Source organism: Pseudoalteromonas nigrifaciens (assembly GCF_002221505.1).
Taxonomy (GTDB): domain Bacteria; phylum Pseudomonadota; class Gammaproteobacteria; order Enterobacterales; family Alteromonadaceae; genus Pseudoalteromonas; species Pseudoalteromonas nigrifaciens.
On the sequence record NZ_CP011037.1, the window covers coordinates 51,127 to 67,992 of the forward strand.

At 39.1% G+C, this 16,866-nt stretch carries 15 protein-coding genes; 9 read left to right on the forward strand and 6 right to left on the reverse strand.

Annotated features, from left to right (window positions below; genetic code table 11):
- Nucleotides 1-85: 85 nt before the first annotated feature.
- A complete protein-coding gene (locus PNIG_RS16785; RefSeq protein ID WP_089369018.1) occupies nt 86-610 on the reverse strand; it encodes a lipocalin family protein in 525 nt (174 codons plus the stop codon).
- Between the two features lie 119 nt (nt 611-729).
- Between PNIG_RS16785 and PNIG_RS16790 the strand changes: the two genes are divergently transcribed.
- The 4 genes from PNIG_RS16790 to PNIG_RS16805 all read left to right on the forward strand — a co-directional run bounded on the left by PNIG_RS16790 (nt 730) and on the right by PNIG_RS16805 (nt 3,601).
- Nucleotides 730-1,185: a YaiI/YqxD family protein gene (locus tag PNIG_RS16790; RefSeq protein ID WP_011329688.1), complete on the forward strand. Its 456-nt coding sequence runs from the start codon at nt 730-732 to the stop codon at nt 1,183-1,185.
- 1 nt (nt 1,186) lies between these two features.
- A complete protein-coding gene (locus tag PNIG_RS16795; protein ID WP_011329689.1) occupies nt 1,187-1,750 on the forward strand; it encodes a DUF6942 family protein in 564 nt (187 codons plus the stop codon).
- A 39-nt stretch (nt 1,751-1,789) separates the two neighbouring features.
- The gene (locus tag PNIG_RS16800; protein WP_089369019.1) at nt 1,790-2,182 is read left to right on the forward strand and encodes an ACT domain-containing protein; all 393 of its coding nucleotides are present in this window, start codon (nt 1,790-1,792) and stop codon (nt 2,180-2,182) included.
- 444 nt (nt 2,183-2,626) lie between these two features.
- The gene (locus PNIG_RS16805) at nt 2,627-3,601 is read left to right on the forward strand and encodes a transposase (protein WP_089369020.1); all 975 of its coding nucleotides are present in this window, start codon (nt 2,627-2,629) and stop codon (nt 3,599-3,601) included.
- A 447-nt stretch (nt 3,602-4,048) separates the two neighbouring features.
- On the opposite strand, the gene PNIG_RS16810 is transcribed toward PNIG_RS16805, so the two are convergent.
- Complete coding sequence (locus tag PNIG_RS16810; RefSeq protein ID WP_089369021.1) at nt 4,049-4,693, reverse strand: LysE family translocator; 645 nt, start codon at nt 4,691-4,693, stop codon at nt 4,049-4,051.
- A 104-nt stretch (nt 4,694-4,797) separates the two neighbouring features.
- Here PNIG_RS16810 and PNIG_RS16815 point away from each other — a divergent pair, with 104 nt between their 5' ends.
- Nucleotides 4,798-5,250, forward strand: a complete 453-nt coding sequence (locus PNIG_RS16815; RefSeq protein WP_011329694.1) for an Lrp/AsnC family transcriptional regulator — start codon at nt 4,798-4,800, stop codon at nt 5,248-5,250.
- A 111-nt stretch (nt 5,251-5,361) separates the two neighbouring features.
- Here the strand turns inward: PNIG_RS16815 and PNIG_RS16820 are convergent, their stop codons facing one another.
- The 4 genes from PNIG_RS16820 to PNIG_RS16835 all read right to left on the reverse strand — a co-directional run bounded on the left by PNIG_RS16820 (nt 5,362) and on the right by PNIG_RS16835 (nt 11,327).
- Nucleotides 5,362-6,021: a class I SAM-dependent methyltransferase gene (locus PNIG_RS16820; RefSeq protein WP_086995509.1), complete on the reverse strand. Its 660-nt coding sequence runs from the start codon at nt 6,019-6,021 to the stop codon at nt 5,362-5,364.
- A 73-nt stretch (nt 6,022-6,094) separates the two neighbouring features.
- Entirely contained in the window at nt 6,095-9,748 is a 3,654-nt protein-coding gene (locus tag PNIG_RS16825; protein WP_089369022.1) for an SbcC/MukB-like Walker B domain-containing protein, read from the reverse strand.
- Complete coding sequence (locus PNIG_RS16830) at nt 9,745-10,992, reverse strand: exonuclease SbcCD subunit D C-terminal domain-containing protein (protein ID WP_089369023.1); 1,248 nt, start codon at nt 10,990-10,992, stop codon at nt 9,745-9,747. Before PNIG_RS16830 ends, PNIG_RS16825 begins: the two co-directional genes overlap by 4 nt.
- 92 nt (nt 10,993-11,084) lie before the next feature.
- Nucleotides 11,085-11,327, reverse strand: a complete 243-nt coding sequence (locus PNIG_RS16835; RefSeq protein WP_011329698.1) for a hypothetical protein — start codon at nt 11,325-11,327, stop codon at nt 11,085-11,087.
- A gap of 471 nt (nt 11,328-11,798) precedes the next feature.
- On the opposite strand from PNIG_RS16835, the gene PNIG_RS16840 reads away from it, so the two are divergent.
- The 4 genes from PNIG_RS16840 to PNIG_RS16855 all read left to right on the forward strand — a co-directional run bounded on the left by PNIG_RS16840 (nt 11,799) and on the right by PNIG_RS16855 (nt 16,642).
- Nucleotides 11,799-14,249: a M1 family metallopeptidase gene (locus PNIG_RS16840; RefSeq protein WP_089369024.1), complete on the forward strand. Its 2,451-nt coding sequence runs from the start codon at nt 11,799-11,801 to the stop codon at nt 14,247-14,249.
- Entirely contained in the window at nt 14,249-14,743 is a 495-nt protein-coding gene (locus PNIG_RS16845) for a DUF6702 family protein (protein ID WP_086995497.1), read from the forward strand. The genes PNIG_RS16840 and PNIG_RS16845 overlap by 1 nt, the downstream gene beginning before the upstream one ends.
- A 430-nt stretch (nt 14,744-15,173) precedes the next feature.
- Nucleotides 15,174-15,785, forward strand: a complete 612-nt coding sequence (locus PNIG_RS16850; RefSeq protein WP_011329701.1) for an HAD family hydrolase — start codon at nt 15,174-15,176, stop codon at nt 15,783-15,785.
- A 131-nt stretch (nt 15,786-15,916) separates the two neighbouring features.
- On the forward strand, nt 15,917-16,642 hold the full coding sequence (locus tag PNIG_RS16855; RefSeq protein WP_011329702.1) for a YebC/PmpR family DNA-binding transcriptional regulator: 726 nt from the start codon (nt 15,917-15,919) through the stop codon (nt 16,640-16,642).
- The last annotated feature ends 224 nt before the right edge of the window (nt 16,643-16,866 follow it).

Sequence of the window (16,866 nt, forward strand, 5' to 3'; positions counted from 1 at the left end):
CCATTTTAGTTATTGCGAGCATTAAGTTTAAATAGTTATTACAATTGCTCTAGCGGTAAATATTTACTGTAAACCCCCTTTACATTTATTTTTGCTTAACCCAAATAATTTGCTCAGTTGCAAAGCCTAAGTCTTTAACTGTTTTTAAAAAGTGCTCTTTTAACTCATCGCCTACCTGTGGCGTACGTGATAAAAACCATAAGTAATCTTTGTTATAACTCGTTATAAATGCATATTGGTAATCAGCTTGCTCAAGTTCAAAAATAACGTAAGCCCCATAAAATGGACCAAAAAACGATACTTTAAAATGTCCTATGTCAGAATCCCCCACAAATTTTGCAAGGCCTTGAGCATTCTTCCATTGTTGTTCTTTAGTAATATAGCCCTTATTAATTACCTTTACAGTGCCATCGTCATTAATAGTATAGTTAGCAGTAACCTGCTCCATACCCTCTTCGAACGAATGATTTAGCCGTGCTATTTCGTACCATTTACCTTGATATTTTTGTAAGTCAAAGTTTTTAACCGCAGTGATCCCTTCTGGCGGACTAGTACATGCACTGAGTGAAAATAGTGTAATGGTGAGTAAAAAATATTTTATTTTGTTCATTTAAGCTCCTTTTTGAGTGGTTATTAATATTACGTAATAGCTATAATAAAGTTTGCTAGCCGATTAAAAAAAATTGCTATAGGATCAATTAAATACTAGAGCAATTTAAAGATTTAATCATGAAAATTTGGGTAGATGCAGACGCGTGTCCAGTGGTTATCAAAGAAATACTTTTTAGGGCCGCTGAGCGCACACAAACCGAAACCATATTAGTGGCTAATCATGCCATGCGTATCCCGCCATCAAAATATATTAGCCGCTTACAAGTGTCTTCGGGTTTTGATGTTGCTGATGACGAAATAGTAAAACGTATTGCTAAAGGTGACTTAGTGATCACCGGCGATATTCCACTGGCCAGTGAAGTAATAGACAACGGCGGGCAAGCACTCAACCCGCGTGGCGAGCTTTATACTACTGAGAATATTCGCTCAATACTTAATGTACGCGACTTTATGGATACCATGCGCTCGAGCGGCGTAGAAATGAGTGGCGGGCCGCCGCCGCTTAGCCAAACCGATCGCCAAAACTTTGCTAATAATCTCGATCGTATTTTAGCGCAAAATAAGGCAGGCTAATTTGAGCAAGCAGTTAATTGGTTTAGGTGACGAGCAATTTAACGTGGCGGTGTATGTAGCAAAGGCCCCGCCAATGCCCTACTTCGAAACGCTCAACAGCCTAGAGCCCGTTATTAATGAGCAAATAAATACTATAAACCAACATTGCGGTAATGGTTGGCGTAAAGTATTTAACGTATACGCTAAAGTATTGTTTGCCCTGCCTAGTGAGCATTACTCATTTGCAAAACAAGCACCTACTTGGCAGCAATATCGCGATGAATTTTTACTTCAAAAAAACAGTAAAACCGCCCTACTGTTTAGCGCGCCTAATCTTACTATTACTTCTGCAGATAAAGCTTCTAGCAATAAAAACCAACTGCACATAATTGCCGGGCGCACCCACGCTAAAAATTTACTCCAACACGGTAAATTACAAACGCAGTTTGATTGGCTCGATGACGAGTTTGCAATAGACGCTATTAATAATATTATTGTGTGCCCGTATTTTGATTACAGGCAACTAAGTAATATAAAAATAGCGAGGCTTAGCGAGCTTGTCGCGCAACTTAAAAGTAGTTTATGAGCGCTACAAACAATTCAAAAAATAGTACAAGGAACAGTTATGGCCGGAATTTTAGCTATAAACGAATTATTAAAATCAATGCAGCCTGTGCTTAATCAAGGCGAATATATATTTTGCTGTTTGGCAGGCTCACTTGCCGATTATGTTCATTTAAACCCACTTGCTACTTACGCTGAAGAAGAAGGGCTAACCCTTATTTTGAAAGCTGAAACTGCCGATAAAGCAGGAATTACTTACGAGGGAAAATATAGTTTAATTACTCTTAACGTACATTCCAGCCTTGAGGCTGTAGGCTTAACAGCGGCAGTATCTGCCAAACTGACAGAGCATGGCATTAGCGCTAATGTGGTAGCTGCGTTTTATCACGACCATATTTTTGTACAAGCAGATAAAGCCCACGCAGCGTTAAATGCGCTGAAAGAGATTGGTTAGACTAGCTTGGCTTTAAATGTTAAATGAGAGCTATTTTAAGGTGATATACAATGATCTGAGTGATGGTGGCATTCGTTCTTCGGGTGGCGCTTCGCTTAACTGACCTGCGTTTTGTAACTTTCTTATGTTAAAGCTTTTAAAAGCGACGCTAACAAATTCTTTAAGATGACACCCACCCTAATATTTGCAATATCAGCATGATTAACTAAGCTCTGGCTAGAATTCTTTAAATAGACACCCACCCTAATATTTGTAATATCAGTGTAATTAACTATGCTCTTTTTAGAAAACTCTTTAAGATGACACCCATTTTAATATTTGTAATATCAGCATGATTAACTAAGCTCTGGCTAGAATTCTTTAAACAAACACCCATCTTAATATTTGTAATATCAGTGTAATTAACTATGCTCTTTTTAGTGCAATAATTAAGCAGGGTGTCACATGGCTATCGCAAGAAAGCGTCAGGTAAGTTTGGTCGATACAAAATACTACCACTGTATTTCGCGCTGTGTACGCCGTGCATTTTTATGCGGCGTAGACAACTTTACTAATCAATCGTATGAACATCGCAGAGGGTGGGTTGAAAGCAAATTACTTGCCCTCGCTAACGTATTTTGTATCGATGTGTGCGCATATGCAGTAATGAGTAATCACACCCACTTAGTACTCTATGTTGATGATAAAAAAGCCAAGCGACTAACCGATAAAGCCATTATTCAGCGGTGGCACAGGCTTTGTAAAGGCACTGTTCTCACTAACAAATATCTGCAAGGTGAAGAGCTAAGTAAAATTGAATGGCTCTTTCTAAATGAAACAATCAGTGAATACCGAGAACGCTTAGCTAATATCAGTTGGTTTATGCGCTTATTAAATGAAGACATTGCGCGCAGAGCTAATAAAGAAGATAACTGTACCGGACGGTTTTGGGAGGGACGTTTTAAATCACAAGCCCTCTTAGATGAAGCCGCATTAATCGCCTGTATGGCATATGTTGATTTAAACCCAATAAGAGCAAAGGCAGCAGCAACACCAGAAACATCAGAGCATACCAGCGTAAAAATACGCATTGAAAGTGCCACTGCAGGTAAGCAACCGAAGCAACTCCTGCGCTTTTCAGGTAAATCAAAAAAGCACATGGCAAAAGGATTACCCTTTGCGCTTAAATCTTACCTTGAACTAGTAGAATTAACTGGACGTTGTATACGCGAAGGCAAGAAAGGCCATATTGAGAGTATCACTTTACCCCTGTTACAAAGAGTAAACATTACCCCCGAAAACTGGCTAAAACTCACCACACAATTTAGTCGCGTATTTCATGGTGCAGTAGGTCGCCCAGCGTCGCACGAAGGATACTGCGAACACCTAAACAGAAAGCGGCGCGCCAACGTTAGTAACTGCGAAAAGCTACTGGCTTAAAATTTCACTTCAAAAACTCTCCGTAATTCCCTTCACTGTGAAAGCACAGTATTTCGCATGTTTAAAAATGAGTGAAAAGTAGATAAATACAGCGTTATTTGAATAAGCAGAGGGATTTTAAAAATTAAGGATGCTTTTAAGCCTAGCAATGTTTGTTTAGATAAACACCAAAGGTATTAATAATTAGGGTGGGTGTCATTTTAATTTTCCAAAGAGATTAATAATTAGAGTGGGTGTCAATTTAATTTTTTGGCTTTGAGTGTTAAGTGAGAACTATTTTAAGTTGATATAACAATGATCTGAAGTAATGGTGATATTCGCCCGTCGGGTGGCGCTTCGCTTAACCGACCTACGTTTTAAATATATTTGAGGTCAAGACAATATTAGTAATAAAAAAGCCTAAGCGGTGTTTAAAGTACTGCTTAGGCTTTATTTTTTATGCGTGTATTACTGTAAGTGTACTAGTAGCTTTTGTGCGCTATCAAACAGCATTAAAGAGCCTAAAATAAATAATATAATGGCAGAAAGTCGACCAAATTTAATCGCAAGTGCCGGGTTATTGCTTAATATTTTTCGGGCGCTAACACCAATAAACCAATATACAAAGCCACAGCCAATTAAATGAATTACGCTTAATACTAACAGCTGCTCGGTGTTCGAAAATGAAAAGGTCGGAAATACAAATTGTGGCAATAATGCTAAAAATAGCAGCATTACTTTAGGATTTAACCCGCTAATAATAAAGCCTTTTTTCATCCACTTTAATGGTGTTTCGCCTAATTCACTAGCAGCGCCATTATATACTGCGGGTACTGGCGGGTTTTTATAAAGCGAAACCGCGATCCAAACAACATACAGTGCGCCAAATAAGGTTAAAAATTTCATTAACATCACATGTGAAGCTAAAATAGCACCCAAACCTACCACTACAATCAGCGCGGCAATAAGGTGGCCTAACAAGAGCCCTGAAACTGCCGGAATAATTTTATCTCCCGCAATTCCTGCGCTTATGGTATACGCCCAATCAGCACCAGGGGTAAGTACAAACAATATTGACACCAGCCAAAAAGAAAAAATAACATTAATATCCATCAACAATGACCTAAAATAATTGGGAGCTTATTTTATTGCTTTCTTATGGGGAAAAAATACTATATTTTACCTTATTAAACGCCATTATTAGGAAATAATTGAATATGGATAGCATAGATCGGAAAATTCTTGCTGAGCTGCAAGTTGATGGCCGACTCACTCTTTCAGAACTTGCAGATCGCGTGGGGCTTAGTGTTTCGCCATGTCACCGCCGAGTTAAAGAATTAGAAAAAACCAAAGCTATTGTGGGCTATAGGACGGAGATCTCTCCAGAAAAAGTAGGGCTTAATTTTTCTGCGTTGGTTTTTATTACTATTAAAGAAGGTGATAAAGCATCGTTGGCTAAACTTGAATTAGCAGTTGAAGATATTCCACAAATAACTAATGCGCAGCGTTTGTTTGGTACACCTGATTATTTAATACATGTGGTGACTAGGGATTTAGGCGCGTTTCAAAAATTATACGATGATAAACTGTCGGCGCTGCCAGGCGTGCAACGTTTAACCTCAACCATTGTGATGAAAGATATTGTTCGAGCCCGAAACCTGCATTTTTAATTATATACCCCATTAAAAAAGCCCTGCGCTAGGCGGGGCTGTTTAATATTTAAAGCTTAGCTACTAGGTGGTGTAGTTACTAAGTTACTAAGTTACTAAGTTAAGCAGTTACTAAATTACATAGCCGCTAAAACCTAGCGCTTTAAAGTACAATTTAGGAATAGTGCTAAATCCACACTCATGCAGTAGCTCGCTAAAACGCATGCGATCTAACGGATAAAATTCATTTTCTAGGCTATGACGAATATGAGTTTGTCCAGCCTCACCTAAGCCTAGTTTTGCACAAGTTAAAAGCTGGGCATCACGCTCAAATAAGGTTTCTGGGCGCATTAAATCAGCAATATACAGCGCAGCATCTTTGTTCAGACTTGCTTTAATGTTTTTAAGAACTTGCTTTTTATCGCCATTATCTTCTACAAACTGTAGCACTAATAAGCATAAGGCTGCATCGGCTTTAGTTTTAAGTTTTTCTAAAGGTCCGCAATGTACAGTTACTCTATCGCTTATTCCTTGCTCAGCAAACTTATCGCTAGCAACACTAAGCATGTCGTTTGAGGTATCTTGTGCGGTAAACTTCCATGTTGGATTAATGCTAGCTAATTCAATTACCTCTTTGCCAGTCCCCGCCCCTACCACTAAAATATGTGCGTTATCTTTTAATGTGGCTTGCAGTTGCGCATTAGTTAGTTGATGCAATAACTCGTAGCCTGGTACTAGTCGCGTAATGCGGCTATCGTATTGTGTTGCTTGATCATCTGTAAATGTTGGCATTATTACTTCCTTTATAGACCCCAAGTTTTTTGGGGATCATAAATACAATGGGTGTTATCAATATAAATTAACCTCACACAATTTCTACGCTAGAATAACCGCCCGGCTTTTTAGCCACATGGACTTGTGTTGCTACGCGCTCACTCATTTCGCTTACATGCGATATAACACCTACTTTTCGCCCTTGTGCTTGTAATGAATCAAGTGCATCCATTGCAACACTGAGCGTTTCGCTGTCTAACGTACCAAACCCTTCGTCAATAAACAAAGAATTGATTCGTACTTTGTTTGACGACAATGAAGCAAGCCCTAAAGCCAGCGCCAAAGAGACTAAAAATGATTCACCACCAGAGAGCGTATTTACAGAGCGTTGCTCATCGGCCATGTCGCGGTCAATAATAGCAATATCTAAAGAGTGCTCAATAGCGGTTAATTCATAGCGTTTATTAAGGGTTTTTAAATGACTATTTGCATAGTGCAGCAGTATTTTTAAAGTTTGCGTTTGCGCTAAATTACGCATGGTTTTACCGGTTGCATCGCCTAATACTTTATTAAGTAAATGCCACTGATCAACTTGCGTTTTAAGCGTAGTTAACTCAGCTTGTTTGCCTTTGAGCGTTTTAGCATTTTGGTTGTGTTGCTCAATAGCGGTATTAGTGGCAAGCAAGCTATTTTGTAGCTCTGTTTGCTGGGTATTTAATACATTTAGCTGCTCAGTTAACTCATCGTGGTTTTTTGAAGGTTTGTCAGTATTTTGATGCTCAGTGTACGATTTTTGTTGCTGTTTAAGCGCCGCATTTGTATCGGTTAGCGTTTGTGATACTTGTTCAAACTGTTTTAAGTGCGCTTTAATTTGCTCGCTACTTAAGGTTAGTAAAATAGTGACCTGTTCGTGTGTTGCATCGCTATGTTGCGCTTTAAAGTCAGTAAACCACTCTAAGTAACGTGCCTCAAGGCTGGTTAGCTCCTGGGCGTGCTCTTGCAAGCGTTGCTCAACATTTTTAAGTGTTATGGCATGCTCGTCGCGCTGTTTAATTGCTTTTTCGTGCGCTTGTTGGCTGGCATTTAGCTGTGTTTGACATTGCTCAAGCTGCATGGCTAGTTTGGTTTGATAGTCGCTTGCGCTTATTTGCTCATTATTAAATAAAGCTAAGCGCTCGCTTTGCGTAATATTTTGCTGTTGCTGCGCTTTGGCTAAATCGTCATTTAATGCTTTAAGTGCGTGCTCACTTTTAGTGATTAATGGCGTTAATTGCTGTAGTTGCTGGTTTGCACTGTCGAGCTGTTTTTGGCTTTGCTCAAGCTGCGTTAGTGTTTGCTGGTATTGCTCAACCTGTTTGTTTAAATCGCTTAGGGTAAGCGATTCACTTTGCAGCTGCTGCCAAAAATCGCTGTGTTCAAATTGCGCGTTAAGCGCTGCGCTTAGCTCGTTTATTTGTACGCTTAGCTCGTTATGTTTACGGCTTAATTGGTTTAGCTGATTAGTTAACTCAACATGCTGGTTTTGTAATTGCTGCTGTGCGTGTTGCTCGGTTTTTAAAGCATTAAACTGCTGATTTACTTTTTCTTGTAAGGTACGCAGCTGTGTTTGTACTTCAAAGTACTGGGCTTTTTGCTCGCTGAGTTGCTTATAGGTTTCATCAAGCTTCTCGGTTGTTAAATCGTTAAGCTCGGTGCGTGCGTCTTGCATGGTCGTTTTAATTTCTAGCTGCTTAGCCTGTGCAATTTGTATTGCTTGGCTATGTTGCGTTTGCTCGGCCACTAACACAGCATGTTGTGTTTGGTGCTGATGCAGCTGGGTTTGGGCGCTATCGCGTTGCTGTTTTGCATTGTTATAAGCTGTTTCAAAATCGGCTATTAAGTTATTTAATTGCTGGTTTTGAGTGCTTGCATATGGGTGCTCAGTTGCACCGCACACTAAACATGGCTCGTTAGGAGCAAGTTGTGTACGTAAGTGTTCTACATTTTCACTGGCGCGAAGGCGTGCTTGGCTAAGCGTGTATTCGTTGTGCTTAAGCGTTTGCTCGCACGAAGCCAAATTTTGTAATAATGCGTTTTGCGCTTGCTCACTTTGGATAAGTTTTTCTGCAACGCGTGTTTGCTGTTGTGTGCTGTATTTTAGTTCATGATTAAACTGTTTATAGCGCTCGCGTTGATCTTTTAAGTAATCAATATTTTTAAGCTTTACATCGCACTGTTCAATATTAAATTGGCGTTGCTGCTCATTTAATTGGTTAAGATTTTTTTGCTCACTAGCAAGTAGCTGTTCTTGTGACTCAACCTTTGCATTTTGCGCGGTTAAAAGCGTCGCTTGCTTAGCCTGCTCAGCCACTAACTTTTGGTTTTGATGTGCCGTTGTTTTTAATTGCTCAGTTGCGTTTAAAAACTGATTAAAACTGTGCTGATAGTAATTCCAATCATTGGCTAAAGGTTTTAATTGTGTATGCGTAGTTAACCACTGCTGATGCTGGGCACTTAATTTTGTAGCTTCATCAAGCACAGATTGGCTTTGCTTAAATTGCTGCTGCAAATCGTTTAATTGTAATTGCTCTTTTTCGCTTTGCTGGGTAAGGCTTGCAATGGTTTGTGCTTGAATAGCTAATTGACTGTCGAGCTCGCGCGCTTTAGCAATAATAGGCTCAGCAGTTTGTTTTTGTTCTTTAGCTGTTTGTAATATCTCTTGGTGCTTACTAAGCGTATTAGCATGCGCAGTAATTATTGCAGTGTGATCTATACTTTTTAAGTCACTTACTTTCGTACTTAACTCAATATTTTGAGCTGTTAAACTTTTAAAGCGACTGCGGTTATCTTTAATTTCAAGTGCGCATTGTGCTTGTTTAGCTTGCTCACTTTGCTGAGCAATAGCATTAAGCTCGTTTTGCGCTTGTTGCTGGTTTTGCTGTGCTTGTTTAAGTGCTTGCTCAAGCGTATTGGCTTGTTTATACCAATTTAAATTTTTCTCTGTAGTTGTTAAGGTTTTTTTAGTGTGTTCAATTTGCAGTTTTAATTCATTAAGCGAAGTTTGTTTAGCGGCTAATTCATCTTCACTTAGTAATGTGTAACTTGCTAAACTCGCTTGGAGTAATTCAAACTTTTCTTTTAGCTCTTTATTACGCTCAAAAATACGTACACCAATACGGCTAAATTTATCGGTACCGGTTAAGCATTCTAAAAGCTGTGCGCGCTCATCGCCGGTGGCTTTTAAAAACGCGGCAAATTCGTGTTGCGCTAATAACACTGCTCGCGAAAACTGATCAAAGGTTAAGCCTATTTTGGCTTCTATTTGTTTTACTGTTTTACTTTTATCTGATGAAATTAACGTATCATCAGGTAACAAATAAAGCGTATGCTGTGCTGCTTGTAAATTGCCGTCGCTTTTGCCTCGCGAGCGATTAACGCTCCAACACGCTCGGTAACTTTCTTTATCTTGTCCTACAAAGTCTACTTCAGCAAAGCCATTAGACGTTCCTCGCCTAAGTAAATTACGTGCGTCATTAAGCCTAATGCTGTCGCCTTGAAACTCTACCTTATTGCCTCTATCGCCACCTAACCTTGCGGTTTTAGCATATAAAGCTAAGCAAATAGCATCTAAAATAGTACTTTTACCTGCGCCGGTATCGCCGGTAATTGCAAATAATCCGGCGTCTTTTAGCGGGGCTGCTAAAAAGTCTATTTCGGCATCAACAATAGAAGCTAAGTTATGAATACGCACTGCGGTTATTTTCATAGTTGCTGTTGCTCCTCTAGTTCGTTAATAACATCGTTTAATAGATTTTTTAGTGCGTCGGGTACGCTTTCACCGTGCATATCTTTGTCGTTTGCAAATGCTTGTTCTAATAAATTAAGTGGGTTGAGCATTTCAACTTCAGTTAAATCTTCAAATACTGCGCCGCCTTCATTGTTAGCTGATTGTTCGCGCACGCGCTCTATGCCACAAAAACGAATATGTTTACCCTCAAGAGCTTGTTCTATTTGTTCTCTGAAGGTGGTGTCGGTATCGCTAGATTTAAGTTTTACCCGTAAATAGGGTGCTATTGTATTGGCTGTGGTGTCGAGGGCTTTAATTTCCTCGCATAGCTCAGCTAATGGTACGCACTCCCCTTTCGGTAAAACTATTACATCGGCTAAACGAGGAATGTAAAGGGGGTTTACAGTTACACTAATTTGCTGTTTTTCATCGCTATTAAATTCAACTACATTTACTTGGTGGCTGTAATTTCGCTCTGAAAACGACATAGGAATTGGCGTACCGCTGTATCTAATGCATTCATTTTTAGCAACTTGCTGCGCTTTATGTAAATGCCCCAGCGCAACGTAGTGTGCTTGTTTACCAAATACGTTGGCAGATATGGCTTCTTCGCCGCCTATTACTAAGTTGCGCTCAGAGTCACTCGATATATCGCCGCCTTTAGCATGAAGGTGCCCCATAACAATTAACGGGGTATTTTCACTTTGTAAAGTAGCTGCATGCTCAAGGGCAAGTTCATATGCCTTTTTAACGCCTTGGGCATAGCTAGGGCCGCTTTTGGTTTGACTGAGTGTAGTTACATCGCTTGCGCGCAAAAATGGCATGGCAACGATTACAGCGCGTTTTTTGTTAGTGTTAATAGTGATTACGCTATCAGCCGCTGCTGTTGCCTCAAAACGCCCTACAACATGGGTATCAAATTGAGCGAGTAACGGTTGCGCGGCTAAAATACGATTTGCAGAGTCGTGGTTCCCGGCAATAATTACTACATGTAAATTAGGGCACTGCTTTTTGGCATCTTTAATAAATTGATAGAGTTGATTCTCGGCGCTAGCACTGGGGGTTGCAGTATGATAAATATCGCCAGCAACGAGCAGTAAATCTATTTGTTGCTCAACGAGAGTGGCTAACAGCCAAGTGAAAAAAGCAAGGTGTTCATGACGACGGTCATATTCATAAAATTGTTGGCCAAGGTGCCAATCAGAAGTGTGCAGAACTTTCATGTAGCGCTCTTAAAAAATCGTAAGAGCGCCAATATACCCAAGGCAGTTAAAGATGCAACCTTATAGGCTCATCTTGCTAGGGTGAATGGGCTTTAGCTAGCTCCTAAGCTAAACCAACCAACATAAATAAGAGGCAAGGCTAAAAGTGCCATAAATAACGGCAGTTTAATTGCTTTGGCTTTTTTAGCTTGTAACGCTTTCAATGCATTTTTTTCGTTACAAGCGGCCACTTTGTCAATATACAAATAACCTGAGTTTAAATACTGCTTACAGTTTTGCGCGTCTGCTGGAATAGCAATTAGTTTTTGCTGCTTTTTTAGAACATAAAAATCCATACACCACCACACTTTTCAACACTAAAATATTAATAAACATATTTGAAAATAATTATATTAAATTACCCTCAAATGAAAAAAGTGGGCGATTCTAAGTACAAATGGATACAAAGATCAACCTTAAACTTCACTATTGGCGGTTTCTCATACAAAGGGATTAACTTTTTTGCTAAATAATTACATTTGGCTACCTTTGAAGCCAAAATACAGAGGGAGATTTAGTAGCTGTAAGCCGTTATTTTTAGCTGATATTTGGCAATTATTTTTATTTAAAACGACAAACTGTAAAGCCCCTTTACAGTTTTATTATTTTAATTCACGTTTAATTAATTTTATCTAAAAGAATAATGCGCTTTAATTGTAAAAAAATAGTGAAAACTAGCCTGAAAAAGTCGCACTTTATCGTTATTTTATTGAAGAAAAACGATAATTTTGTCAAAGTGCGCACACTAAAATCTAACAGGTTTAATAATGAAAAAAATAATTTATACGCTAAGTGCGGTTATATTGCCAATAGCAATGTCGAGCACTGTTTTAGCGTCTGCTATTGAGCAAACCAAAGGCAGCTATATCGATAAGTTTCGTCAACTAGACGAAGCATTGCCAACACCAAATGTTTATAGAAGTGCTGCCGGAGAACCTGGCGAAAATTATTGGCAGCAACGCGTTAATTACGATATTGACGTACAATTAGACGAAAAAAAGCGCCGTATAAGCGGTAGCCAAAAAATAGAATATAAAAACAATTCACCACACACATTAAAGTACTTATGGTTACAGTTAGATCAAAACGTTTTTAAAAATGATTCAATTGCAGAAACCACTCAAACGTTTAAAAGTACTTTAACAAGTTTACCAGCCGATAAACCCGCCAAGTTAAGTTTAGGCGACCTTCGTCGTCAACAGTTTATGAGTGACAACGAGCTTGGCTATACAATTAGCAATGTAAAAGATGACAATGGCGACGAGTTACGTGTAACCGTAGTTGATACATTAATGCGCATTGACCTAAATAAACCGTTAAAGCCAGGTAAAGAAGCCGAATTTAGCATGAACTTTGCGTTTAACTTAGTTGAAGAAGATGCAGTAGGCGCACGTTCGGGCTATGAGCACTTTGAGAAAGATGGTAACGATATATTTTTAGTGGCGCAGTGGTTTCCGCGTTTAGCTGCTTATACTGATTACGAAGCTTGGACTAATAAAACATTTTTAGGTGGCGGCGAATTTACCTTAGAGTTTGGTGATTACGATGTTGAAATTACCGTACCTGCGGACCATATCGTGTCGGCAACGGGTAAGCTTAATAACGCAAGTAGCGTATTAACGAGCACGCAACGCAAACGTTTAAAGCAAGCCGAAAATGCTAAACGCCCTGTGTTTATTGTTAGTGAAGAAGAAGCGCTCGATAACGAAAAATCCAGTACAGATAAAACTAAAACTTGGCACTTTAAAGCTAATAACGTACGCGACTTTGCTTGGGCGTCGTCACGCAAATTTATGTGGGATGCTAAAGGCTATCAGCAAGGCGGTGATGAGCAGCCATTGGTTATGGCTATGTCGTTTTACCCTAAAGAAGGGGGCGATTTATGGAAAAAATATTCAACCGAAGCTGTTATTCACACTATGGAAGTGTATTCAAAGTATTCATTTGATTACCCATACCCAACCGCGCAGTCAGTAAATGGCCCTGTTGGTGGTATGGAATACCCAATGATCACCTTTAATGGCCCGCGCACTAAGCTGCAAGATGATGGAACTCGTACTTACTCTCAAGCAGAAAAACGATTTTTACTCGGTGTAGTGATCCATGAAGTGGGTCATATTTACTTTCCGATGATAGTAAACTCAGATGAGCGCCAATGGACTTGGATGGATGAAGGTTTAAATAGCTTTTTAGACGGTGTTGCAGGGCGAGAGTGGGATCCAAGCATTCCATGGGGTGTTGAGCCGCGCGATATAGTGGCGTATATGAAGTCAGAAATTCAAGTGCCTATAATGACCCAGTCAGACAGCGTATTGCGTTTAGGCCCTAACGCGTACACTAAACCCGCTGCTGCACTTAATATTTTACGTGAAGTTATTTTAGGCCGAGAGCTGTTTGATTTTGCGTTTAAAGAATACGCCCAGCGCTGGAAGTATAAGCGCCCTACCCCAGCTGATTTTTTTCGTACCATGGAAGAAGCTTCGGGTGTTGATTTAGATTGGTTTTGGCGTGGTTGGTTTTTTACCACAGATCACGTAGATATTGCTTTAGATAAGGTATATCAACTGCGTTTAGACACTAAAAACCCTGATATTGATTTTAGTCGCCTACGCGATATTGAAGCAAATAAGCCAACTTCGCTGTTTGTAGAGCGTAACCGCGCACAAGGTAAAAAAACCTGGGTAGAAGAAAATCCCGATGTTACAGACTTTTATGATGAAAACGACCGTTTTACCGTTACTAATAAAGAACGCAACGCGTACAACAAGTTTTTAAAGGGCTTAGAGCCGTGGGAGCGTAAAACGCTTGAGCGTGCAATAAAAGAAGACCAAAACTACTACGTAATGGAGTTTTCTAACGTAGGCGGCTTAGTAATGCCTATTCTATTAGAGCTGACTTTTGAAGATGGCAGCAAAGAAGAGCGTTATATTGCGGCCGAAATTTGGCGTCGTAATTATAAAAATGTGCAAAAACTAATAGTGACAGACAAAAATAAATCGCTGGTGTCGGTTACTATCGATCCGCGCTGGGAAACGGCTGACGTAGATATTGAAAATAATAACTACCCACGTCGTATTATTCCATCACGCATAGAAGTATTTAAAAAAGAAAAGAGCAAAGCAAAAGTAAGCCGCGATATTATGCAAGATATTAAAACCGAGCTTAAAAAAGACGAATCTAAAGGCGACGAAAATAATAATAGTGAGGAGCAACAATAATGCGCATATTGCTAATTATTGTTGGTTTATTAATTGCTGCGCCTAGCATGGCGCATCAATTAAAGTCGTCTGTTACTACTGTGCTTTTTAATAAACGTACTAATAATATTGAGCTAATGCATCGTTTTTATTTGCACGATACTGAGCATGCTGTGGCGCACTTATTTAAAGGTAAGGTTGATATTATTAGCAATAAAATAGATCAACAACGCTTTGCTAAGTATGTAGAGTCGCATGTTGCGCTACAAACGTTAAACGGTGAACCACTGCCGCTTAACTTTGTAGGAGCACAAGTTGATGGCAAGTTTTTTTGGGTTTACCAAGAAGCGCCAATTCCGGTAAAAATTGCAGGAATTAAAATGAGTAACGGTGCACTGCGCGACTTATGGCCTTCGCAAGTTAATATGGTTAACGTTGAAGGACAAGGAAAAATAAAAACCTTAAACTTTACTCAAGACGACACTTGGCTTGAAGCAAGGTTTGAGCAACAATAATCCTACAAACTACGCGCACAGTCACTGTGCGCGTTTTTGTTATTTTCATTCCCGTTTTTCTGATCGACTTAATACTAAATTACGTTAATATACCTTGTATATTAGTGTGCTTTTTAGCAAGCAAGGTAACCTGAACTTTGGATAATAAATCTATCTCAAGCAGCTACTTTCAGCGCTAACTGCGTTGAATTTACTTGCAATAGGCCAGCTATTGACGCGTAAATTCGCCTTGTTTTCACTGAAAATCTCTGGCTAGAGAAAATAAATTTAAATATAACTATGATTTAGTATGTTAGTAAATCTCTTAACCAGAGGTCAGGTTAGGTATATAAATTTTGTTATTCATCAGTGATTTAGTTTTATAAACGATGAAGTTATTTTTATATAGGGTTTAATTCAATGGGTATTAAATACAAGGAAGGATATATAAATGCAGATTGAAGCGATTAAAGGTGTGATTTTTGATTTAGATGGCACTTTAGTGTCATCAGAATTAGATTTTTCATTAATTAAAGCGCAAATAGGGTGCCCGTGTGAGCAAGACTTACTCGATTATATTGCCCAATTGCCTTCAGCATATATGCGCGAAGAAGCAATGAATATTGTACATCAGCATGAGTTACTCGACGCTCAACATGCCAAAATGCTACCCGGTGTGAGTGAGGCTGTAAATGCCCTTAAAGCTAAAAACATTCCAATGGCGATAGTTACACGCAATTTTGACAAAGCGGCCGCTATTAAGTTACAAAATAATCCACTGCCAATAGAAATAGTACTTACCCGAAGTGACGCGCCAGCAAAACCCGATCCGAGTGCATTAAATAATATTGCTACCTTGTGGAATATGAGCCCAAGTAATTTATTGTATGTGGGCGATTTTTTATATGATATTCAGGCAGCGCATAATGCCAATATGCGTGCATGTTTATACGCCCCCGATGTTACTCCTAGTTATGCTAGCCAGGCCGATTATGTATTACATGATTTTACGCAGTTAGTTACTTTAATTGACAATTACGCACAAAAAGTTGTGTTATGTTAAATAGCGCCTTGTTTATTTTTTTATGTAATTAGTGTGGTGTTATAAACGTTATATATTAACGTGGTGCTAGCCCAATACGTTTTGAATTGGTAAAATGTCGACAAGTTTAACGTATTCATTAGAGGTACATGATGGGCAGAGCATTTGAAGTTCGTAAAAGTTCGATGGCTAAAACGGCTAACGCAAAAACTAAAGTAAATTCAAAATACGGCAAAGAAATTTACGTTGCAGCTAAAAACGGCGAACCTGACCCAGATGTAAACCAAACTTTGCGCCGCTTAATCGAAAAGGCAAAAAAAGATCAAGTGCCTGCGCATGTTATCGAAAAAGCAATTGAAAAAGCCGCCGGTGGAGCAGGGGAGGATTACTCAACTGCACGTTACGAAGGTTATGGCCCTGGAAATTGTATGGTTATTGTTGACTGTTTAACCGATAACCCAAATCGTACTATTAAAGATGTACGTTTGCCTTTTACTAAAACAGATTCAAAAATTGGTACACCGGGTTGTGTAGCGCATATGTTTGATCATTTTGCTGTGCTTGGTTTTTCAGGCGATGACGACGAAGTTGTGTTAGAAGCACTAATGATGGCTGACGTTGATGTAACCGATGTTGAAGTAGAAGACGGTAAAGTATCGGTGTTTGCCCCACATACAGAATACTTTAAAGCTAAAACAGCCCTTGAAGAGGCGTTTGAAGGCATTAATTTTGAAGTAGACGAAATTACTTTTGTCCCGCAAGTGCATATTGAAATTACAGATGAAGAAGTAATTGCTAACTTTGATAAGTTCATCACTATGCTTGAGGATTGTGATGACGTACAAAATATTTATCACAACGCAATCATCAAAAACTAATTAAAGCTGTATATTAAAGCGGTAATAATTTAAGAAAAAGCGTGTTTTGTGTAAGCAAAACGCGCTTTTTTGTGGTTAAAAACTAATAACGGCTACTAAGATGAATGTTAGCCATTCACCTTAGTTATTAATAATGGCTGGTATTTTTGGCAAATAAATAAAAACCAGCACTTTGGCTGGTTTTTGTATGCTAACTAGGGTGTTTTATTACTTGAAGTTAAGTG